At 63.4% G+C, this 20,337-nt stretch carries 22 protein-coding genes; 11 read left to right on the plus strand and 11 right to left on the minus strand.

The window, feature by feature from the left end; all coding sequences use genetic code 11:
* Positions 1 to 2: 2 nt before the first annotated feature.
* On the plus strand, positions 3 to 569 hold the full coding sequence (locus LJX93_RS00290) for a cytochrome c oxidase assembly protein (RefSeq protein ID WP_227696628.1): 567 nt from the start codon (positions 3 to 5) through the stop codon (positions 567 to 569).
* 16 nt (positions 570 to 585) lie between these two features.
* Positions 586 to 1,473, plus strand: a complete 888-nt coding sequence (locus tag LJX93_RS00295; protein ID WP_033702512.1) for a cytochrome c oxidase subunit 3 — start codon at positions 586 to 588, stop codon at positions 1,471 to 1,473.
* A gap of 157 nt (positions 1,474 to 1,630) precedes the next feature.
* On the opposite strand, the gene LJX93_RS00300 is transcribed toward LJX93_RS00295, so the two are convergent.
* On the minus strand, positions 1,631 to 1,834 hold the full coding sequence (locus LJX93_RS00300; RefSeq protein WP_033702513.1) for a twin transmembrane helix small protein: 204 nt from the start codon (positions 1,832 to 1,834) through the stop codon (positions 1,631 to 1,633).
* Positions 1,835 to 1,885: 51 nt separating this feature from the next.
* Between LJX93_RS00300 and LJX93_RS00305 the strand changes: the two genes are divergently transcribed.
* From LJX93_RS00305 to LJX93_RS00325, 5 genes are read left to right on the plus strand one after another with little or no spacing between them, the layout of a single operon-like run.
* Positions 1,886 to 2,629 carry an SURF1 family protein gene (locus LJX93_RS00305; RefSeq protein WP_033702514.1) on the plus strand — a complete coding sequence of 248 codons (744 nt, stop codon included), beginning with the start codon at positions 1,886 to 1,888 and terminating at the stop codon, positions 2,627 to 2,629.
* Positions 2,595 to 3,179 (plus strand): hypothetical protein, encoded by a 585-nt coding sequence (locus LJX93_RS00310; protein ID WP_033702515.1) that lies wholly within the window; start codon positions 2,595 to 2,597, stop codon positions 3,177 to 3,179. Before LJX93_RS00305 ends, LJX93_RS00310 begins: the two co-directional genes overlap by 35 nt.
* 9 nt (positions 3,180 to 3,188) lie before the next feature.
* Entirely contained in the window at positions 3,189 to 4,262 is a 1,074-nt protein-coding gene (locus LJX93_RS00315) for a COX15/CtaA family protein (protein WP_033702516.1), read from the plus strand.
* Positions 4,247 to 5,140, plus strand: coding sequence for a heme o synthase (gene cyoE / locus LJX93_RS00320; protein WP_033702517.1), 894 nt, complete (start codon positions 4,247 to 4,249; stop codon positions 5,138 to 5,140). The genes LJX93_RS00315 and cyoE overlap by 16 nt, the downstream gene beginning before the upstream one ends.
* Positions 5,137 to 5,769 carry an SCO family protein gene (locus tag LJX93_RS00325; protein ID WP_227696630.1) on the plus strand — a complete coding sequence of 211 codons (633 nt, stop codon included), beginning with the start codon at positions 5,137 to 5,139 and terminating at the stop codon, positions 5,767 to 5,769. Before cyoE ends, LJX93_RS00325 begins: the two co-directional genes overlap by 4 nt.
* A gap of 107 nt (positions 5,770 to 5,876) precedes the next feature.
* Here the strand turns inward: LJX93_RS00325 and LJX93_RS00330 are convergent, their stop codons facing one another.
* From LJX93_RS00330 to LJX93_RS00340, 3 genes are all read right to left on the minus strand, one after another.
* The gene (locus LJX93_RS00330; RefSeq protein WP_033702519.1) at positions 5,877 to 6,647 is read right to left on the minus strand and encodes a MetQ/NlpA family ABC transporter substrate-binding protein; all 771 of its coding nucleotides are present in this window, start codon (positions 6,645 to 6,647) and stop codon (positions 5,877 to 5,879) included.
* Positions 6,648 to 6,711: 64 nt separating this feature from the next.
* On the minus strand, positions 6,712 to 7,383 hold the full coding sequence (locus LJX93_RS00335) for a methionine ABC transporter permease (protein ID WP_033702520.1): 672 nt from the start codon (positions 7,381 to 7,383) through the stop codon (positions 6,712 to 6,714).
* On the minus strand, positions 7,383 to 8,390 hold the full coding sequence (locus tag LJX93_RS00340) for a methionine ABC transporter ATP-binding protein (protein WP_033702521.1): 1,008 nt from the start codon (positions 8,388 to 8,390) through the stop codon (positions 7,383 to 7,385). Before LJX93_RS00340 ends, LJX93_RS00335 begins: the two co-directional genes overlap by 1 nt.
* 226 nt (positions 8,391 to 8,616) lie before the next feature.
* Between LJX93_RS00340 and katE the strand changes: the two genes are divergently transcribed.
* Positions 8,617 to 10,761: a catalase HPII gene (gene katE / locus LJX93_RS00345; protein WP_033702522.1), complete on the plus strand. Its 2,145-nt coding sequence runs from the start codon at positions 8,617 to 8,619 to the stop codon at positions 10,759 to 10,761.
* A gap of 43 nt (positions 10,762 to 10,804) precedes the next feature.
* Here katE and LJX93_RS00350 read toward each other — a convergent pair whose 3' ends face one another.
* The 4 genes from LJX93_RS00350 to zur all read right to left on the minus strand — a co-directional run bounded on the left by LJX93_RS00350 (position 10,805) and on the right by zur (position 13,670).
* Positions 10,805 to 11,512 (minus strand): PA5502 family lipoprotein, encoded by a 708-nt coding sequence (locus LJX93_RS00350; RefSeq protein ID WP_033702523.1) that lies wholly within the window; start codon positions 11,510 to 11,512, stop codon positions 10,805 to 10,807.
* 127 nt (positions 11,513 to 11,639) lie between these two features.
* The gene (gene znuB / locus LJX93_RS00355; RefSeq protein WP_033702524.1) at positions 11,640 to 12,422 is read right to left on the minus strand and encodes a zinc ABC transporter permease subunit ZnuB; all 783 of its coding nucleotides are present in this window, start codon (positions 12,420 to 12,422) and stop codon (positions 11,640 to 11,642) included.
* The gene (gene znuC, locus LJX93_RS00360; RefSeq protein WP_033702525.1) at positions 12,415 to 13,188 is read right to left on the minus strand and encodes a zinc ABC transporter ATP-binding protein ZnuC; all 774 of its coding nucleotides are present in this window, start codon (positions 13,186 to 13,188) and stop codon (positions 12,415 to 12,417) included. The genes znuB and znuC overlap by 8 nt, the downstream gene beginning before the upstream one ends.
* Positions 13,185 to 13,670: a zinc uptake transcriptional repressor Zur gene (gene zur / locus LJX93_RS00365; RefSeq protein ID WP_227696632.1), complete on the minus strand. Its 486-nt coding sequence runs from the start codon at positions 13,668 to 13,670 to the stop codon at positions 13,185 to 13,187. Before zur ends, znuC begins: the two co-directional genes overlap by 4 nt.
* A gap of 18 nt (positions 13,671 to 13,688) precedes the next feature.
* Here zur and LJX93_RS00370 point away from each other — a divergent pair, with 18 nt between their 5' ends.
* A complete protein-coding gene (locus tag LJX93_RS00370; protein ID WP_095065497.1) occupies positions 13,689 to 14,645 on the plus strand; it encodes a zinc ABC transporter substrate-binding protein in 957 nt (318 codons plus the stop codon).
* 51 nt (positions 14,646 to 14,696) lie between these two features.
* On the opposite strand, the gene LJX93_RS00375 is transcribed toward LJX93_RS00370, so the two are convergent.
* Entirely contained in the window at positions 14,697 to 15,647 is a 951-nt protein-coding gene (locus tag LJX93_RS00375) for a homoserine kinase (RefSeq protein WP_033702527.1), read from the minus strand.
* 69 nt (positions 15,648 to 15,716) lie between these two features.
* Entirely contained in the window at positions 15,717 to 16,004 is a 288-nt protein-coding gene (locus LJX93_RS00380; protein ID WP_010951520.1) for a DUF2782 domain-containing protein, read from the minus strand.
* 74 nt (positions 16,005 to 16,078) lie between these two features.
* Here LJX93_RS00380 and polA point away from each other — a divergent pair, with 74 nt between their 5' ends.
* Positions 16,079 to 18,829 carry a DNA polymerase I gene (gene polA / locus LJX93_RS00385; RefSeq protein WP_033702528.1) on the plus strand — a complete coding sequence of 917 codons (2,751 nt, stop codon included), beginning with the start codon at positions 16,079 to 16,081 and terminating at the stop codon, positions 18,827 to 18,829.
* Between the two features lie 350 nt (positions 18,830 to 19,179).
* Here polA and yihA read toward each other — a convergent pair whose 3' ends face one another.
* Positions 19,180 to 19,812 carry a ribosome biogenesis GTP-binding protein YihA/YsxC gene (gene yihA, locus LJX93_RS00390; protein ID WP_033702529.1) on the minus strand — a complete coding sequence of 211 codons (633 nt, stop codon included), beginning with the start codon at positions 19,810 to 19,812 and terminating at the stop codon, positions 19,180 to 19,182.
* Positions 19,813 to 20,013: 201 nt separating this feature from the next.
* Here yihA and LJX93_RS00395 point away from each other — a divergent pair, with 201 nt between their 5' ends.
* Complete coding sequence (locus LJX93_RS00395; RefSeq protein ID WP_033702530.1) at positions 20,014 to 20,316, plus strand: c-type cytochrome; 303 nt, start codon at positions 20,014 to 20,016, stop codon at positions 20,314 to 20,316.
* Positions 20,317 to 20,337 lie beyond the last annotated feature (21 nt).

Consider the following 20,337-nt stretch of genomic DNA (forward strand, 5'->3'; position numbering starts at 1 on the left):
CCATGAACGGCCTGTCGCTCAAACGCCTGGTCTTGCGCCTGCTGATGCTGACGGTGGTGATGTTCGCCTTCGGTTTCGCCCTGGTGCCGATCTATGACGTGATGTGCAAGGCCTTCGGCATCAATGGCAAGACTGGCGGCCAGTACGAGGGCAGCCAGGTCAGCGACCCCTCGCGCTCGGTGCGGGTGCAGTTCATGTCGACCAACGCCAGTGACATGGTCTGGGACTTCTACTCCACGGCCGACCAGATCGACGTGAACCCCGGTGCGGTCAACCAGATGATCTTCGTGGCGCGCAACCCGACCGACCGGCCCATGAGCGCCCAGGCGATACCCAGCATCACCCCGGCCGAGGCCGCGGCGTATTTCCACAAGACCGAGTGCTTCTGCTTTACCCAGCAGGTGCTGCAGCCCGGCGAACGTATCGAGATGCCGGTGCGCTTCATCGTTGACCGCGACCTGCCGGCCAACGTGAAGCACCTGACACTGGCCTACACCTTGTTCGACATCACCGCTCGCCGCCCGCCGGTCGCGCATGTTGCGGCCCAGGACGTCCAGGGCGCCCGTTAAGGGAAGGAGAACAGCAATGGCAAGTCATGAGCACTATTACGTTCCGGCGCAGAGCAAGTGGCCGATCATCGCCACCATCGGCATGTTCATCACGGTGTTCGGCCTGGGTACCTGGTTCAACGACATGAAGGCCGGGCACCCCGACTCGCATGGGCCGCTGATCTTCTTCGTCGGTGCGTTGTTCCTGGCCTACATGCTGTTCGGCTGGTTTGGCGCGGTGGTGAAAGAGAGCCGCGCCGGGCTCTACAGCGCGCAGCTGGACCGCTCGTTCCGCTGGGGCATGAGCTGGTTCATCTTCTCGGAAGTGATGTTCTTCCTGGCCTTCTTCGGTGCGCTGTTCTACGTGCGGGTGCTGGCCGGGCCTTGGCTCGGTGGCGAAGGTGCCAAGGGCGTCGCGCACATGCTGTGGCCGACGTTCGAATTCACCTGGCCGCTGTTGCATACCCCGGACCCGAAACTGTTCCCGCCGCCCAAGGAAGTCATCGACCCTTGGCACCTGCCGCTGATCAACACCATTTTGCTGGTCAGTTCGAGCGTGACCATCACGATTGCCCACCACGCCCTGCGGCGTGACCACCGTGGGCCGCTGAAGCTGTGGATGGCGCTGACCATCGTGCTGGGCCTGAGCTTCATCGCACTGCAGGCCTTCGAGTACCACGAGGCCTATACCGAGCTGGGGCTGACGCTGGGGTCGGGGATCTACGGCGCGACCTTCTTCATGCTCACCGGCTTCCATGGTGCCCACGTGACCTTGGGCACGATCATTCTGATCGTCATGTTCGTGCGCATCCTGCGCGGGCATTTCAATGCCGACAAGCACTTCGGCTTCGAAGCGGCCAGCTGGTACTGGCACTTCGTCGATGTGGTGTGGGTCGGGCTGTTCATCTTTGTGTACGTGCTTTGAAACCTGGCCTGCAACTGCTTTGTGTAGGAGCGGCCTTGCGTCGCGAAAGGGCAGCGAAGCGGCCCCGGCGATTTATGTCACCACACAAAACCTGGGGCCGCTTCGCGCCCCTTTCGCGACGCAAGGCCGCTCCTACAAAAAGCGAGTGTGGGGTGATTCAGAAGGGCGCGTGAGAGACCAGCTGGCCACTGATCAAGCCGTAAGCCACCAGCCCGATGGTCAAGGCGGCCAGGGTCACGCGTACGGTCAGCGCTTTCAGTAAGCGCGTCGAGTTTTCATCGTCCTTGACCAGAAACACCAGCCCACTGAACAGGCTGGCAACCGTGGCCAACAGCATCAGGACAATTGCGGCCTTGAGCATGGCGCTTCTCCGGGGGGATGCAGTGATGTGGATAAGTATAGCGAGGCGCCCGTGAGGCCGTTTCGCCCAGGTTGGCTACCGACCCTGGTGGTGCTCGCGCTGCTGCCGGGCTTGATCGCGCTTGGCTGCTGGCAACTGGGCCGCGCCGAGCAAAAGCGCGCGCTGCTGGCGACCTATGCCGAGCGCAGCATTGATGCGCCCCTCTCTACTGCCCAACTGCAGCAACGCGACGATAGCGCTTTTCGCCGCGTGCACCTGTATGGCCGTTTCGATGCCGAACACAGCCTGCTGCTGGACAACCGCATGCGCGACGGCCAGGCCGGTGTCGAGCTGCTGCAGCCCTTCCATGACCAGCCCAGCGGGCTGTGGCTGCTGGTCAATCGTGGCTGGTTAGCCTGGCCGGACCGCCGCGTGCCGGTGCACTTCGAGACCCCGGCGCAGGCGTTGGCGCTGGATGCTTCGGTCTATGTGGCGCCCGGCAGCACCTTCCAACTGCACCCCGACCCGGCCGGGGGCCAATGGCCGCACCTGCTGACCGCCATCGATGCCGCGCAGCTGTGGCAGCAGCTGAGCCGTGAAGGCTTCGCCCATGAACTGCGGATGCAACCCGGCCCGGCCGCCTATCGCCTGGACTGGCCAGTGGTCGCGATGGGCCCGGAAAAGCACCTGGGCTACGCCGTGCAGTGGTTTGCCCTGGCCGCCGCGCTGGTGCTGCTTTACCTCTACTTTGGCTGGCACAACAACAAGAAGGAGAACCACCATGGTCGCCACCACCAGCCCACTGGAAGTGCCTGAGCGCCGCAAGCCCAGAGCCCGCGGGCGTTTGCAGCTGGTCCTGATACTGCTGGTTGTGCTCGGCCCGATGATCCTGGCCACCAGCATGTACAAGCTCAAGTTCTGGGTGCCGGAAGGCCGCAGCTATCACGGCGCGATGATCGGCAATGGTGAAAGCCGCACGGATATCGGCGTGGCAGGCCAGGACGAGCGTTGGCAGTTGCTGGTCAGTGCGCCCGAAGCCTGTACCGAGGACTGCCAGCGCCTGGTGTATCTGGCCCGGCAAATCCAGGTCGGCCTGGGCCGCGATGCCAGCCGCGCAAGCCATGCGCTGGCAACCGCCCAACCGCTGACCGCCGACTACCAGGCACTGCTTGGTCGCGAGTACCCGCAGTTGCAACGCTACCCACTGGATGCTCCGCGCTACCTGCAGCAGGTAGGCGAGCCTGGCCCGCAACTGTGGATCGTCGACCCCCACGGCAACCTGGTGCTGCGTTACGACAGCAAGGCCAACGGTAAGCACGTGCTGGACGACCTGCGCCACCTGCTCAAGCTCTCCAACATCGGCTAGGAGCCTGCCATGGCCAGACCCGGATTGCGCCTCGCTGTGTTCGCCACCCTGCTGGCACTGCTGGTCGTGTTGCTCGGTGCCTATACCCGCCTGACCCATGCCGGCCTGGGCTGCCCTGATTGGCCAGGCTGTTATGGGTTTATCAGTGTGCCCAAGACCGACGCTCAGCTGGCCCACGCCGAAGTGCACTTCCCCGAACACCCGGTGGAGGCCGCCAAGGGCTGGGCCGAAATGGTCCATCGCTACTTCGCCGGCACCCTGGCGCTGGTGATCGCCTGGCTGGCCTTGCAGGCCGTACGCCGCCATGCGCGTGATGGCCAGCCCTACCGCTTGCCCGTGCTCTTGCTGGCGGTGGTGCTGGCCCAGGCGGCGTTTGGCATGTGGACAGTGACGCTGAAACTCTGGCCGCAAGTCGTCACCGCGCATCTGCTGGGTGGGTTCACCACCTTGAGCCTGCTGTTTCTGCTGTGCCTGCGGCTGTCCCGGGCCTTTGCGCCGCTGCCTAAGCTACCGCTGAGCCTACGCCGCATTGCGGCTCTGGCGCTGCTGGCGGTGGTCGGCCAGATCGCCCTGGGCGGTTGGGTCAGCGCCAATTATGCGGCGGTCGCCTGTATCGACTTGCCCACTTGCCATGGCCAGTGGTGGCCGGCGGCGGACTTCAGCAACGGCTTCCACCTGACCCAGCACGTCGGCCCCAACTACCTAGGCGGGCAACTGGACAGCGATGCGCGCACGGCCATCCACATCAGCCACCGGTTGGGTGCGTTGCTGGTCAGTGCCGTGCTGCTGATGCTGAGCTTCAAGCTTTACCGCTGTGGCCTCGCTGGCCTGGCGCGGCTGGTGCTGTTGGCCCTGGCGGTGCAGGTCGGGCTAGGCATCAGCAACGTGCTGTTCCACCTGCCGCTTGGCGTGGCAGTGGCCCATAACGCCGGCGGGGCCATGCTGTTACTGAGCATGGTGCTGGTGAACTACCGCATCCGCGTGGTCGACAAAGTGCGCGTCGGCCACGGCTGGCGCCTGACGCCGGTGGTGGGCGTGGATATCTCGCACCCAATGAGGAACGATTCGTGGCGACGCTTCTAGGCGCACAACGGGCAGGCTGGCGCGACTATCTGGAGCTGACCAAGCCCAAGGTGGTGGTGCTGATGCTGATCACTTCCCTTGCAGGGATGTTCCTCGCCAGCCGCGCAGGCGTTGCCTGGAGCGTGCTGCTGTTCGGCAACCTGGGCATTGGCTTGTGCGCGGGTGGCGCTGCGGTGGTCAACCATGTGGTGGACCGGCGTATCGACGCCTTGATGGCGCGCACCCACAAAAGGCCATTGGCTGCAGGCCGGGTCGCGCCGCTGCCGGCGCTGGCCTTTGCCTTGGCCCTGGCGTTGCTGGGCATGGCGCTGTTGCTGGTGTTCACCAACGCCCTCACCGCCTGGCTGACCCTGGCTTCGCTGCTGGGCTATGCGGTGCTCTACACCGGCTTTCTGAAGCGTGCAACACCACAGAACATCGTGATTGGTGGCCTGGCCGGCGCGGCGCCGCCGCTGCTTGGCTGGGTGGCGGTCAGCGGCCATGTCAGCGCCGAGCCTTTGTTGCTGGTGCTGATCATCTTCGCCTGGACCCCACCGCACTTCTGGGCCCTGGCCATCCACCGCAAGGAGGAATACGCCAAGGCCGATATCCCGATGCTGCCGGTGACCCACGGCGAGCGCTACACCAAGCTGCACATCCTGCTCTACACCCTGATACTGTTGGCCGTCACCCTGCTGCCCTATGCCATCCACATGAGCGGCCCGTTGTACCTGGCCTGTGCCCTGGCCCTGGGCCTGCGCTTCCTGCATTGGGCCTGGGTGTTGTACCGTGGCAGCCGCCCGCACGCGGCAATCGGCACCTTCAAGTACTCTATCGGCTACCTGTTCGCGCTGTTCGTCGCGTTGCTCCTTGACCACTACCTGTTGCTGAATCTATGACCCGAACCCAGAAAACCGTCTTCATCCTCGTCGCCCTGGTCGCGTTGATCCTGGGCCTGACCGTCAACAAGGTGCTCAATGGCCGCGACCAGCCCAACCCGACGGAGCTGATCGATGCCGGCATCATCCTCTTGCCGCAGAGCCGTACGGTGGCGAACGTGACCATGACCAACCAGGACGGCCAGCCCGTGGCGCTGGATGATCTGAAGGGCAAGTGGTCGTTGCTGTTCTTCGGCTACACCTACTGCCCGGACATCTGCCCAACCACGTTGGCCCAGTTGCGTCAGGTGAAGAGCGAACTGCCCAAGGAGGCCGTGGACCGGTTGCAGGTGGTGCTGGTGAGCGTGGACCCGAATCGCGATACGCCGAACCAGCTCAAGCAGTACCTGGGTTACTTCGACAAGGATTTTGTCGGGGTGGCGGGGTCGATCGAAGACACCCAGAAACTGGCCAATGCCTTGAGCATTCCGTTCATTCCGGCGGATACCAGCAAGCCTGAGTATACCGTGGATCACAGCGGCAACCTGGCGATTGTGGGGCCGGATGGGCGTCAGCGCGGGTTCATTCGTGCGCCGTTCAACAACCAGAAGCTGGTGGCGCAGTTGCCCGGGCTGGTGAAGCGGGATTGAGATTTTGGGCCTGCTGCGCAGGCCTTTCCGACCGGTCCGGCGCCCCGGCAAGGCCGCTCCTACAGGGGAATGCGATCCCTTGTAGAAGCGGCCCCATGGGTTTCGGATCAGAAAGCAGGTACTACAGCGCCCTTGTACTTCTCGTTGATGAACTGCTTCACCTCTGGCGAGTGCAGTGCAGCCGCCAGTTTCTTCATGTCATCCGAGTCTTTGTTGTCCGGGCGGGCAACCAGGATGTTCACATAAGGCGAGTCGCTGCCTTCAATGGCCAGCGCGTCCTTCGCAGGGTTCAGCTTGGCTTCCAGCGCGTAATTGGTGTTGATCAGGGCAGCATCGACCTGGGTCAGCACGCGCGGGATGGTGGCCGCTTCCAGCTCACGGAACTTGATGTTCTTCGGGTTCTCGGCAACGTCCTTCACGGTCGACAGGATATTGCTGTTGTCCTTGAGCGTGATCACGCCGGCCTTGGCCAGCAGCAGCAAAGCACGGCCGCCGTTGGTGGCGTCGTTGGGAATGACCACGGTGGCGCCCGAAGGCAGCTCGGCGAGCTTCTTGTACTTGGACGAGTACACGCCCAGCGGCTCGATGTGCACGCCGGCAACGCTGACCAGGGCGGTGCCCTTGGCCTTGTTGAACTCATCCAGGTACGGCTGGTGCTGGAAGAAGTTGGCGTCCAGGCGCTTTTCGGCGACCTGCACGTTCGGCTGGATGTAGTCGGTGAATACCTTGACCTTCAGGTCCACGCCTTCTTTAGCCAGTTGTGGTTTGACGAACTCGAGGATCTCGGCGTGCGGCACCGGGGTGGCGGCAACGGTCAGGGTATCGGCGTGGGCCGAAAAGGCCGCGACAGCGGCAGCGACAGCAAGCAGCTTCTTCATCAATCACTCCTTGTGAGGGCCGCGACGGCCCCCGAACGGGTCGGCCAGGCCGACCCCATTGGGGTTACTTACGGGAAAAATGCACGACCAGTTTGTCGCCCACACTTTGCAGGACTTGAACCAGCACCAGCAGCAGCACCACGGTCACGACCATGACATCGGTCTGGAAGCGCTGGTAGCCGAAGCGGATGGCCAGGTCGCCCAGGCCGCCCGCGCCCACCACACCGGCCATCGCGGTGTACGAAACCAGGGTGATGGCGGTGACAGTGATGGCTGCGAAGATGCCCGGGCGGGCTTCCGGCAGCAAGGCACTGGTGATGATCTGGCGCGTCGTCGCGCCCATCGACTGGGTGGCCTCGATGATGCCGCGGTCGACCTCGCGCAGGGCGGTTTCGACCAGGCGCGCGAAGAACGGCGTGGCCCCTACCACCAGCGGCGGAATGGCCCCGGCGACGCCCAGCGAGGTGCCAGTGATCAGCACGGTGAACGGGATCATCACGATCAGCAGGATGATGAACGGCAGCGAGCGCAGGATGTTGACCACCAGCGACAGCAGCGCGTACACGCCTTTCTGTTCGAACATCTGGCGTGGGCCGCAAAGGAACAGCAGCACGCCCAGCGGCAGGCCCAGCAGCACGGTGAAGAACAACGAGCCGAACAGCATGACCATGGTGTCGACGGTGGCCAGCCAGATTTCGGCCCAGTCGACGTTGGCGAAGAAATTCAGGGCGTCCATCAACGCAGTACCTCCATATGTACGTCAGCTGCCTTGAAGCGGTCGAACGCCGCTTCCATGTCGCCGCCGGTGACGGCCAGGGTCAGCTGCCCATAGGGGACATCCTTGATGCGGTCGATACGCCCGGCCAGGATGCTGTAGTCGACGCCGGTCTCGCGGGCCACGGTGCCCAGCAGCGGTGCGTAGGTGGCCTCGCCCTGGAAGGTCAGGCGCACGATGCGCCCCGGTACGTGGGCGAAGTCGTCGCGCTGTTCGCCTTCATCGACCTGTTCGTCCTCCTGGACGAAACGCTTGGTGGTCGGGTGCTGCGGGTGCAGGAACACATCGGCCACCGAGCCCTGCTCGACGATCTGCCCGGCGTCCATGACCGCCACGCGGTCGCAGACCCGGCGGATCACGTCCATTTCGTGGGTGATCAGGACGATGGTCAGCTTCAGCTCACGGTTGATCTCGGCCAGCAGTTGCAGCACCGACGCGGTGGTCTGCGGGTCGAGGGCGCTGGTGGCCTCGTCGCACAGCAGGATCTTCGGGTTGGTGGACAGGGCACGGGCGATGCCCACGCGCTGCTTCTGGCCGCCGGACAGCTGCGCCGGGTACTTCTTGGCGTGGTCGGAAAGCCCGACGCGGGCCAGCAGCTCGGTGACGCGCTTGTCGATCTCGCTGCGCGACAGCCCGCCGGCCAGGGTCAGCGGCAGGGCGACGTTGTCGGCCACGGTCTTGGATGCCAGCAAGTTGAAGTGCTGGAAAATCATCCCGACCTGCTGGCGGAAGCCGCGCAGTTGGTTGGCGTTGAACGCGGTGACGTCCTCGCCATCGACGATGATCGTGCCGCCCGAGGGCTCTTCGAGGCGGTTGATCAGGCGCAGCATGGTGCTTTTGCCGGCGCCGGAATGGCCGATCAGGCCGAACACCTGGCCGTCTTCGATGGTCAGGCTGGTCGGGTTGAGGGCGGGGATTTCCCTACCGGCGACGCGGTAGGTCTTATGGACATGTTGGAACTCGATCACGTAGCGAACCTTGTGGGGCGCATGGAATTTTGGGTCAGCGGTTAGCTGGGGTCGCGCATTTTAGCCTTTTCCCATAGCTGTTCTTAGCATTTATTTCGTCATGCACCAACCCAGCGGGCATAACGCGACAACCGGTAAAGCTTATTGAACGTAGCCAATCGGGCTCCAGTCACTACTAGAACAAGCCCACACGGGCAAGCCTGAAGACTGATGAGGAAAGCCGACCATGCCCAGCAAGAAAACGGACGCGCCCAAAGAGAGCCAGGCCGCCGGTACCCAGACGCCCGACAAGGCCAATACCAATGCCAAACTGCAGAGCCTCGAGGCTGTGCGCAGCGATGCGACGGGCCAGGCTTTGCGGACCAACCAAGGCGTGCGCATCGCCGACAACCAGAACACGCTCAAGGCCGGTGACCGCGGGCCTTCGCTGCTCGAAGACTTCATCATGCGCGAGAAGATCACCCACTTCGACCATGAGCGCATCCCGGAGCGGATTGTCCACGCACGCGGCACCGGTGCCCATGGCTACTTCCAGAGCTACGGCAACCATGCTGCCCTGACCAAGGCCGGTTTCCTGCAGGACCCAGAGAAGATCACCCCGGTATTCGTGCGTTTTTCAACCGTGCAGGGCCCACGCGGCTCGGGCGACACCGTGCGTGATGTACGTGGCTTCGCGGTGAAGTTCTACACCGATGAAGGCAATTTCGACCTGGTCGGCAACAACATGCCGGTGTTCTTCATCCAGGACGCGATCAAGTTCCCCGACTTCGTGCATGCGGTCAAACCCGAGCCACACAACGAGATGCCTACGGGCGGCTCGGCCCACGATACGTTCTGGGACTTCGTTTCGCTGGTGCCGGAGTCTGCGCACATGGTCATGTGGGCCATGTCCGACCGTGCCATCCCCCGCAGCCTGCGGATGATGGAAGGCTTTGGCATCCACACCTTCCGCCTGATCAATGCCGAAGGGGTGGCCAGCTTCGTCAAGTTCCATTGGAAACCACGCCAAGGGGTTCACTCGGTATTGTGGGATGAGGCGCAGAAACTGGCGGGTAAGGACACCGACTTCCACCGCCGCGACCTGAGCGAAGCGATTGAGATGGGTGACTACCCAGAGTGGGAGTTGGGCGTGCAGATCGTGCCCGAAGCCGACGAGCATAAGTTCGAATTCGACCTGCTCGACCCCACCAAGATCATCCCCGAAGAACTGGTGCCGGTCACGCCGCTGGGCAAGATGGTGCTCAACCGCAACCCCGACAACTTCTTTGCCGAAGTGGAGCAGGTTGCCTTCTGCCCTGGGCATATCGTGCCTGGCATCGACTTCTCCAACGACCCCCTGCTGCAGGGCCGGTTGTTCTCCTATACCGACACCCAGCTGAGCCGCCTGGGCGGGCCTAACTTCCATGAAATCCCGATCAACCGCCCGGTTGCGCCGAACCATAACAACCAACGTGACGCGCTGCACCGGCAGACTATCCACAAGGGCCGCGCCTCGTACGAGCCGAACTCGATCGATGGCGGCTGGCCGAAAGAAACCCCTGCCGCAGCCCAGGATGGCGGCTTCGAGAGCTACCAGGAGCGTATCGATGCGGTGAAGATACGCCAACGCAGCGAGTCGTTCGGTGATCACTTCTCGCAGGCGCGGTTGTTCTTCCAGAGCATGAGCCCGAATGAGCAGCAGCACATCATCAAGGCCTACAGCTTCGAGCTGGGCAAGGTTGAGCGTGAGCATATCCGGGTGCGTGAGGTAAATGAGATTCTGGCCAACATCGACCTGAAACTGGCTGCGGCCGTGGCGGCAAACCTCGGCCTGCCTGCGCCCAAGGCCGGCACGGTTCAGGTCAAAGGCAGCAAGCTCGCGAAATCGCCCGCCTTGAGCCAGATGAACCACCCCGGCGATGTAGGCATCAAGGGCCGCAAGATTGCCGTGCTGGTGGCTGACGGCGTGGACGGTGCCAGCGTCGATCAACAGGTCAAGGCGCTGGAAGCGCACAGTGCTCGCATCATGGTGCTCGGGCCTACGTCGGCGCCGGTTAAAACCGCCCAAGGCAAGCCACTGCCGGTGGATGCGTCGATGGAGGGCATGCCATCGATCATGTTCGACGGCATTGTGGTGCCGGCTGGCAAGGCGTCGTTGGATGCGTTGGGTGCCAGTGGGCTGGCCAAGCACTTCCTGCTAGAGGGTTACAAGCATCTGAAGGCGATCGCGCTGGCCAAGGAAGGCAAGGCGTTGCTGGATAGCTTGGGGCTCAAGGAAGACAAGGGCCTGCTGCTGGGGGATGACCAGAAGACCGTGGATGCCTTTGTGAAAGCGGTTGAAGGGCATCGGGTGTGGGAGCGGGAGGCGGCTGCTGAAGCAGTACCAGCCTGACAGGGCCGCTTCGCGGGGCAATCCGACTTGCCCCGCGAAGCATTCAGCGCTGGTGCGGGACCAGTACCACCTGCGCCGGCAATTTGCGCTGGATTTCATGCTTCTGCTTCAGCGCAAAGCTGCTGTCGAGCTTGTGAACGCGCTTTTCCAGCAGGGTCTTCAGCCAAGGTGCGTCCTCGGTGCGTGGTACCTGAAACACCACCTCGCACTGGTAATTGACCACGTCCTTGGCAATCTCATCGAGCTGACGGCGCATGGCAGCCATGTCCGTAGTCTTCAGCGCAATCACCGTACTTGGCGCAGTCGGGTCGATGACCCGCGCCTGGGGCTTGGCCTCGGCAGCTTTCAACGCCGCCTCGGCTTTCTCCAGCTCGGCTTTGCGCGCCTGGCTGACGGCATCACCACCGGTTACTGCCGGGGCTTGCGGCATCAGGGCGCGGGCGCGGGCCAGGGCGGTGGCCGCAGCGTTGACATCGCCCTTCTGCAGGACGATCTGGCTACGCTGCAGATACGCCTCGGCCAACTGCCGCTGGTATTGCTCCAGGCGCGGGTCTACCGGCGACTGTGCCTGCAATGCAGCCAGCTGGTCTTCGGCGGTGGCCAGCTCATTGCTGGCAATGTTTTGTTGCAACTGCTGCCAGGCATCGGCTTGAGCAGGTGCATCGGCCTGTTCGACCGGTGCGCTGGAACAGGCAGCCAGGAACAGGGAAAACGCGGCTACAAGCAGATAACGGGAGGCGAACGGCTTCATTCCTGCGACTCTCTATTTGCGCAAAAAGCGAGCAAGTCTACACCCAGGTGCGCACGCTCGAAAACAAGTCTTACAGACCCTTTACCCGTGAAAAGGTTGCAGGGCGCGCCTTCGGGCGCCCTGGCTTTCAGCGTTTCGGCAAGGCCAGGCTCAGCAAGAATAGCACTGCCGCGCAGACCACGATCGAAGGGCCGGCTGGGGTGTCCTTGAACCAGGACATGGCCAGGCCGCCACAAACCGCGGTCACCCCCAGCAGGCTGGCACCCAGGGCCATCTGTTCGGGCGAGCGGGCGTGGCGCTGCGCCGCAGCGGCCGGGATGATCAGCAACGAGGTGATCAGCAGCACGCCGACGATCTTCATCGCCACGGCAATCACCACCGCAATCAACAGCATCAATGCCAGGCGCAGGCCCGCCACGGGCAGGCCCTCGACCATGGCCAGTTCCTCGTGCACGGTCACCGCCAGCAAGGGCCGCCACAGTGCGGCGAGCAACAGCAGCACCAGTGCGCTGCCACCGAGGATCCAGGCAAGGTCCGTGGTGCTGATGGCCAGCAGGTCGCCGAACAGATAGGCCATCAGGTCGATGCGCACGTCGTGCATGAAGCTCAGCACCACCAGGCCCAAGGAAAGCGTGCTGGGGGCAAGGATGCCGAGCAGGGTGTCGGAGGCCAGCGGTTGGCGTTGCTGCAAAGTCACCAGCAGGATCGCCAGCAGCAGGCAGCCCACGGTCACTGCCAGGGCTGGGCTGACGTCCAGGGCGAAACCCAGGGCGACGCCGAGCAAGGCGGCGTGGGACAGGGTGTCGCCAAAATAGGCCATGCGCCGCCACACCACGAAAGACCCTAGTGGGCCGGCCACCAGCGCCAGGGACAGACCGGCAAGCAGGGCGTAGAGAAGAAAATCAGCCATGCTTGCAGTGCTCTCCGTGAACATGGGTGCCAGGGGCGACCACCGAGCCATGCAGGTCGTGGCTGTGGTCGTGATGGTGGTGATAGATGGCCAGGCTTTTCGCGTTCTGGCCGAACAGCTCGACGAAGGCCGGGTCGCCGCTGACTTGCTCCGGGTGGCCGGAACAGCACACGTGGCGGTTGAGGCAGACCACCTGATCGGTGGTGCTCATGACCAGGTGCAGGTCGTGGGAGACCATCAGCACGCCGCAGCCGTGGCGGTCGCGCAGGCGGGTGATGAGGTTGTACAGCTCGGTCTGGCCGACCACATCGACGCCTTGTACCGGTTCGTCGAGCACCAGCAGTTGCGGCTCGCGCAGCAGGGCCCGGGCCAGCAGCACGCGCTGCATTTCGCCGCCGGAAACGGTCTGGATCGGGTTGTCGATAACGTGCTCGGCGCCCACTTCCTGCAATGCCGACAGCGCCGCTGCCCGGTCGACGCCAGGCACCAGGCGCAAGAAACGCAGCACCGACAGCGGCAGCGTGGCGTCGACCTGGATTTTTTGCGGCATGTAGCCGATGCGCAGGCGCGGTTTACGCCATACCTTGCCCCGGTGCGGCTTGAGCAGCCCCAGCACGGCGCGTACCAGGGTAGTCTTGCCTGCCCCGTTGGGGCCGATCAGGGTGACGATCTGGCCCGGCGCCACCGACAAGTCGATGCTGTCGAGCACCGCTTCGCCGGCGAAGGTCACACCGACCTGCTCCAGGCGGATCAGCGCGTCGCTCATGCCGCGCTCCGGCAGCTGCCGCACAGGCCTACCACTTCCACGGTCTGGGTTTCGACGCTGAAGCCGACGCCCTTGGCGCTGTTGATGATGGCGTCGCTGATGCTGGCCTGCTCCAGCTCGATGGCCACATGGCAGGCGCGGCAGATCAGGAACTGGCCCTGGTGCACGTGCTCGGGGTGGCTGCAGCCAATGAACGCATTGAGTGAGGCGATGCGGTGCACCAGGCCGTTGTCGAGTAGGAAGTCCAGAGCGCGGTACACGGTTGGCGGTGCGGCGCGGCGGCCATCCTGCTCGCTGAGCACGGCAAGAATGTCGTAGGCGCCCAGCGGTTTGTGGCTTTGCCATACCAGCTCCAGCACACGGCGGCGCAGCGCGGTCAGGCGCAACCCTTGGCGGGTGCACAAGGCATCGGCTTCGGCCAGTGCGCTGTATACGCAATGGGAGTGATCGTGGGGGCGGTTGGCCAGCGGCGTGATGGACATGGGCAGCGACGGTTCTGGATGGAGACGTTATTATGTTACCTGTTTCTGGCGAGCCGAGTATTCACCGTGTCCCGATTCCTAGCCCTTTTTGTCGCTTTCATCGCATTTTCAGCCCAGGCCGACGTGCGTGTGCTGACCAGCATCAAACCGCTGCAGCAGATCGCCGCCGCCGTTCAGGACGGGGTCGGCAGCCCGGATGTGCTGCTGCCGCCTGGCGCCTCGCCGCACCATTACGCCCTGCGCCCCTCCGACGTACGGCGCGTCGCGGACGCCGACCTGCTGTACTGGATCGGCCCGGACATGGAGAACTTCCTGCCCAGGGTGCTCAAAGGCCGAGACAAGGCCACCATCGCGGTTCAGTCGCTGACCGGCATGCAGCTGCGCCATTTTGGCGAAGACAGCCACTCGCATGAAGAAACCGACCAGGACGACCATGATCACGACCACCGCCCCGGTAGCCTGGATGCGCATCTGTGGTTGTCGTCGGTCAATGCCCGGGTGATCGCGGCGAAGATGGCGGCGGACCTGGCCGAGGTCGACCCGGCCAATGCCACGCGCTATCAAAGCAACCTGAAGGCATTCGTCGAGCGCCTGGATGCTCTGGATGGGCGCATCAAGGCACGTGTGGCCGGCATCGCCGACAAGCCGTACTTCGTGTTCCACGAAGCCTTTGACTACTTCGAGGCCGCCTATGGCCTGAAGCACGCCGGGGTATTCAGCGTGGCTTCGGAGGTGCAGCCGGGCGCCCAGCATGTGGCGGCCATGCGCAAACGCCTGCAGGAAGTGGGCAAGACCTGTGTGTTCAGCGAACCGCCGCTGCGCCCGCGCTTGGCCGAGACGTTGACCGCCGGGCTGCCGGTGCGCCTGGCCGAGCTGGATGCCCTGGGCGGCACCGACCCAGTGGACGGCAAGGGCTATGAGCGCTTGCTGGAGAAGCTGGGGGGTGATCTGGCCGGGTGCCTGGAGCAGTTGTAACCCTGTAGCGGCTTCTTCGCGGGCTTGCCCCGCGAAGAAGCCGGCGAGGTTCTAGAGCGCGAACGGCAGGTGCAACGCCACTTGCTGGCGCTGCGCCAGGCGCACCTCGAACTCGCTCGGGTCATGGATCATCACATCCATCCCGGCAAACGACTCCGCCGCGATCAGGCGCGACAGCCAGAAGCGCACGCAGCCGACCCGCAACATTTCCGGCCACAATTCGGCCTCGGCTGCGGTGAACGGCCGCAGCGCCGCATAGGCCGCCAGCAGCGCCTGGGCCCGTGGCACATCGAGCGCGCCCTGCTCATCGATGCACCAGTCGTTCACGGTGATGGCGATGTCATACAGCATTGGGCCCGAGCAGGCGTTGTAGAAGTCGATCACCCCGCTCAGGTGGGTACCTTCGAACATCACGTTGTCGCGGAACAGGTCGGCGTGCAGGTTGGCCCGTGGCAAGGCCAGGATCTGCGCCTTGTGCGCGTTGATTTCGTCCAGCGCAGGCTGCAGCAGCGCAACCTGTTCGGCCGTGAGGCGCGGCATCAGCTCGGCCCCCGAGGCCAGCATCCAGTCCAGGCCGCGGTCGGTCTTGCGCTCGATGACGTGGTGACGGGTAGCCAGGTGAATGTGCGCGAGCAATTCGCCTACCTGCGCGCAGTGCTGGTTGTTCGGCACCTTGATGTGCTTGCCCGACAAGCGCGGCTGCAGCAGTGCAGGCTTGCCGCACAGTTCGCGCAGGCCATTGCCGTCGCGGTCACGCAGGGCGTAGGGCACCGGCATGTCGGCGGCGTGCAGCACGTCGAGCAGCTCGATGAAGAACGGCATGTCTTCGCTCGGGCCACGTTCGATCAGCGTCAGGACGAACTCACCCTGTTCCAGGCTGACGAAGAAGTTGCTGTTTTCGGTGCCGGCGGCGATGCCCTGGAAATCGAGCAGACGGCCCAGCTGGTACGGCGCCAGAAAGGTTTCCAGCTCAGGCCGGGTCACAGGGGTGAAGACTGACATGATGAAAAAATGCCCATACGGGCACTTCCGCCGGGAAGTGCCGGGTTGATGTGAACGATACGCGTCAGCTTACCACTCGAAGATCTTCCAGGACGGAATCAGCATGTCCGGCTGGTCGGAACGAATGAAATTGGCATCAGTGCCATCGGCGCGTACCAGAAAATAAGGCTTGCCGTTTTTCGGCGTGATCTTGATCGCATACAGGAAGCCGTTCTGGCGGTATTCCTGGATGGTTTTATCGCCTTCCGTGCGAATGGTCACCTCGGGATCGGCCGAGGGGGCGTCGTCCGCCGCCAGGGTGACGACTGGCATGGTTGCCAACAGACCGAGCAGTAACAGGCGATTGAGTGTACGCATGATAACCTTGTCCCTTTGTCGTCATTGATCCGGCTATTCTAGCTCCGGACCCGCCGAAAAGGTTGATTCTGCTCATGAGCCAAGCGCCCCTCGTCCTGGTGGACGGTTCCTCCTACCTCTACCGCGCTTTCCACGCATTGCCGCCGCTGACCACCTCCAAGGGCATGCCTACCGGCGCGGTGAAGGGTGTGCTGAACATGCTCAAGAGCCTGCGCAAGCAATACCCCGACAGCTTGTTTGCGGTGGTGTTCGACGCCAAGGGCGGTACCTTCCGCGATGCCATGTTCGCCGAGTACAAGGCCAACCGCCCGAGCATGCCTGACGACCTGCGGGTGCAGATCGAACCGTTGCATGCCAGCGTCAAGGCCTTGGGCTACCCGCTGCTGTGCGTCGAGGGCGTGGAGGCCGACGATGTGATCGGCACCTTGGCGCGCAGCAGTGCGGCGCAGGGCCGCTCGGTCATCATTTCGACCGGCGACAAGGACATGGCGCAGCTGGTGGACGGGCATGTCACCCTGGTCAACACCATGACCGGTAGCGTGATGGATGTTGCCGGGGTGCACGAAAAGTTTGGTGTCGGCCCTGAGCACATCATCGATTTCCTCGCCCTGATGGGCGACAAGGTCGACAACATCCCCGGCGTGCCGGGCGTGGGCGAGAAGACCGCTGCCGGCCTGCTGACAGGTATTGGTGGCGGCCTGCGCGACGTCTACGACAACCTCGACAAGGTGCCGACCCTGAGCATCCGCGGCGCCAAGACCCTGCCGGCCAAGCTTGAAGAGCACCGTGAGGCGGCGTTCCTGTCCTATGAGCTGGCCACCATCAAGCTCGACGTGCCGCTGGATATCGAAGTCGAGGCGCTGGTCTGCGGCGAGCCAGACCGTGATGCATTGCTGGCCTTGTACACCGAGATGGAATTCAAAAGCTGGGTCGCCGACGTTCAGCGCGAAGCCGCCAGGGCCGGGGCGACCGTGACCGTGCCGGAGGACGCGCCGGCGGCCAAGGTCGAACCCAAGTACGAGACGGTGCTCGACCAGGCCCGTTTCGATGCCTGGCTGGACAAGCTGCGCCAGGCCCCGCTGTTCGCGTTCGACACCGAAACCACCGGCCTCGATGCCCAGCAGGCGCAGCTGGTCGGCCTGTCGTTTGCGGTCGAGCCGCATGAGGCGGCGTATGTACCGCTGACCCACGACTACGAAGGCGCCCCGGTCCAGCTGGACCGCGAGGCCGTGCTGCTGGCGCTCAAACCCCTGCTGGAAGACCCGGCCAAAGCCAAGGTCGGGCAGAACGCCAAGTACGATATCAACATCCTGGCCAACGGCGCCCCGGCCATCCAGATGCGCGGCGTGGCCTACGACACCATGCTCGAGTCCTATGTGCTGGACTCCACGGCCACCCGTCACGACATGGACAGCCTGGCGCAGAAGTACCTCGACCACACCACCATCACCTTCGAGCAGATTGCCGGCAAGGGCGCGAAACAGCTGACCTTCAACCAGATCCCGCTGGACAAGGCCGGCCCGTACGCTGCCGAAGATGCCGACATCACTCTGCGCCTGCACCAGGCACTGCAGCTGCGCCTGGCCAAGACCCCAAGCGTGCAACCGGTGCTGATGGACATCGAGATGCCGCTGGTGCCGGTGCTGGCGAAAATCGAGCGCCAAGGCGCGTTGGTGGATGCCGAACTGCTCCACGTGCAAAGCGGCGAACTGGGCGTGAAAATGGCTGAACTGGAGCGCCAGGCCTATGAACTGGCTGGCGAGACGTTCAACCTCGGCTCGCCCAAGCAGTTGGGGGCGATCCTCTACGACAAGCTGGGCATGCCGGTGCTGAGCAAGACTGCCAAGGGCCAGCCGTCCACCGCCGAGGCGGTACTCGACGAGCTGGCCGAGCAAGGCTACCCGCTGCCCGAGGTACTGATGCAGTACCGCAGCCTGAGCAAGCTCAAGAGCACCTACACCGACAAGCTGCCGGGGCAGATCAACCCGCGCACCGGGCGCATTCACACCTCTTATCAGCAGGCAGTGGCCGCCACCGGGCGCCTGTCGTCCAGCGACCCGAACCTGCAGAACATCCCGATCCGCACCGCCGAAGGTCGGCGTATCCGTCAGGCGTTCGTGGCCAGCCCCGGTTACAAGCTGCTGGCGGCGGACTATTCGCAGATCGAACTGCGCATCATGGCCCACCTGGCCAAGGACGAAGGTTTGCTGCATGCCTTCCGCAACAACCTCGACGTGCACCGCGCCACTGCTGCCGAAGTGTTCGGTGTGGCGCTGGAAAATGTCACCACCGACCAGCGCCGCAGCGCCAAGGCCATCAACTTCGGCCTGATCTACGGCATGAGTGCCTTTGGCCTGGCCAAGCAGATTGGCGTCGACCGCAAGCAATCCCAGGACTACATCGACCGTTACTTCGCCCGTTACCCAGGCGTGCTGGCTTACATGGAGCGCACCCGCGCCCAGGCGGCCGAGCAAGGTTTCGTCGAAACCCTGTTCGGCCGCCGGCTGTACTTGCCGGATATCAACGCCAAGAACCCGGCCCTGCGCAAAGGCGCCGAGCGGACGGCGATCAACGCCCCGATGCAGGGTACTGCGGCCGATATCATCAAGCGGGCGATGGTCAACGTGGACAACTGGCTGACCGAGAGCGGCCTGGATGCCCGGGTGATCCTTCAGGTGCACGATGAACTGGTGCTGGAGGTGCGTGAGGAGTTGGTCGAGCAGGTGAAAGATGAAATCCGCCTGCACATGAGCCGTGCCGCACAGCTGGATGTGCCGTTGCTGGTCGAAGCAGGAATTGGCGCGAATTGGGACGAAGCTCACTGATTGAGCCTGCAAAGCTGTGTAGGATCTGCGACGTAGTGACGCGGATCCTGGCATAGCTAGATGCCATTAGTGCTGGGGTTTCATGAAACTATCGCAAATAGTTTTCAAGGCTTCGGAACTAAACCGGTGAAGCGGAACTCAGAGTAACTGAATGGCTGGTGAAGCCCTTCGATGCTCCTATGTTGTGTTAAGTGTTGGCAGATATCTGGACCCCGCCCTAGCGGTCCGGACTTGGACCCCGAACTTCCCCCTCCCCATACGAAGTCCGGGGTTTTTTTTGCCTGGGATTTGACCACCCTACGATCCCTGGAGCGGCCTTGCGGCAAGGCTCCAGGATCAGTGATCAGCCTTTATTCCGCAGGCTTGTCTTCCAGTTCCATCCAGCCCGCCAGTACGCGGTAGGCCTCTTCGAGCCCCAGGCGCTTGGGCGCCGAGAACAACTGGATGGTCACCGCGTCGCCCCACCCCTTGCGGATCTCGGACTGCACCTTGAGCAAGGTGTTCTTGCCCGCGCCGTGGGTCAGCTTGTCGGCCTTGGTCAGTAGAATGTGCATCGGCATGCCGCTGGCCTTGGCCCAGTCGAGCATCATCTTGTCGAAGTCGGTCATCGGATGGCGCACGTCCATCATCAAGATCACCCCGCGCAGACACTCGCGGCTGCCCAGGTAGGCTTCCAGGTGGCGCTGCCAGTGCTGCTTGAGCGGAATCGGTACTTTTGCATAACCGTAGCCCGGCAGGTCGACCAAACGCCGTTCATCGTCCAGACTGAAGAAATTCAACAGCTGGGTGCGCCCCGGGGTTTTCGAGGTACGCGCCAGGCTGGCATGAGTCAGGGTATTGAGGGCGCTGGATTTGCCGGCGTTGGAGCGGCCGGCGAAAGCCACCTCGTAACCCTGGTCGTCCGGGCATTGTTCGACCTTGGCAGCGCTGAGGGCGAATGTGGCTTTCTGGCAGAGGCCGAGGATGGGGTTCTTGACTTGCATGGGATATCCGATGTGGGTGTTGCCTGACTCTGAAGGCTCGAGCCTGGCAAGCGGTGTCGTTTCCGTTTGGATGGCGGAAGTATATAATGCCCCAGTTTTTGTGTGCTCATTCTCCCAGCGAAGGAGAGCGAGCATGGGGTGTCGAACAATAGCTCGCGCATCAGAACGCAGCGCGGCCCCCAACCCTGAAGGTCGTTCCGCATGGCGAAATGGCTGCTTGCTGTCGGTATGTTCCTGCCGTTTTTCAGCGCACAGGCTACACAGGATCCCGAGGTGTTGTACAACCGCACGTGTGCGGCCTGTCACGCCGGGCAGTTGCCCCAGGCCCCCCAGCGGGGTAACCGGGCAGCGTGGGAGCCAAGGCTGGCGCAAGGTGTGGATGTACTCGTGAGGCATGTGACCCAGGGTTTCAAGGCTATGCCGCCGCGTGGATTGTGCATGGACTGCAGTGCCGAGGACTACCGTTTGGTCATCCTTTGGATGAGCGGCAGTCCCGATACATAACATTTCACCCTTAGCCGTGTT

Origin of the sequence: Pseudomonas sp. HN2-3, from assembly GCF_020691745.1 — a bacterium.
GTDB classification, from domain to species: Bacteria; Pseudomonadota; Gammaproteobacteria; order Pseudomonadales; family Pseudomonadaceae; genus Aquipseudomonas; species Aquipseudomonas capeferrum.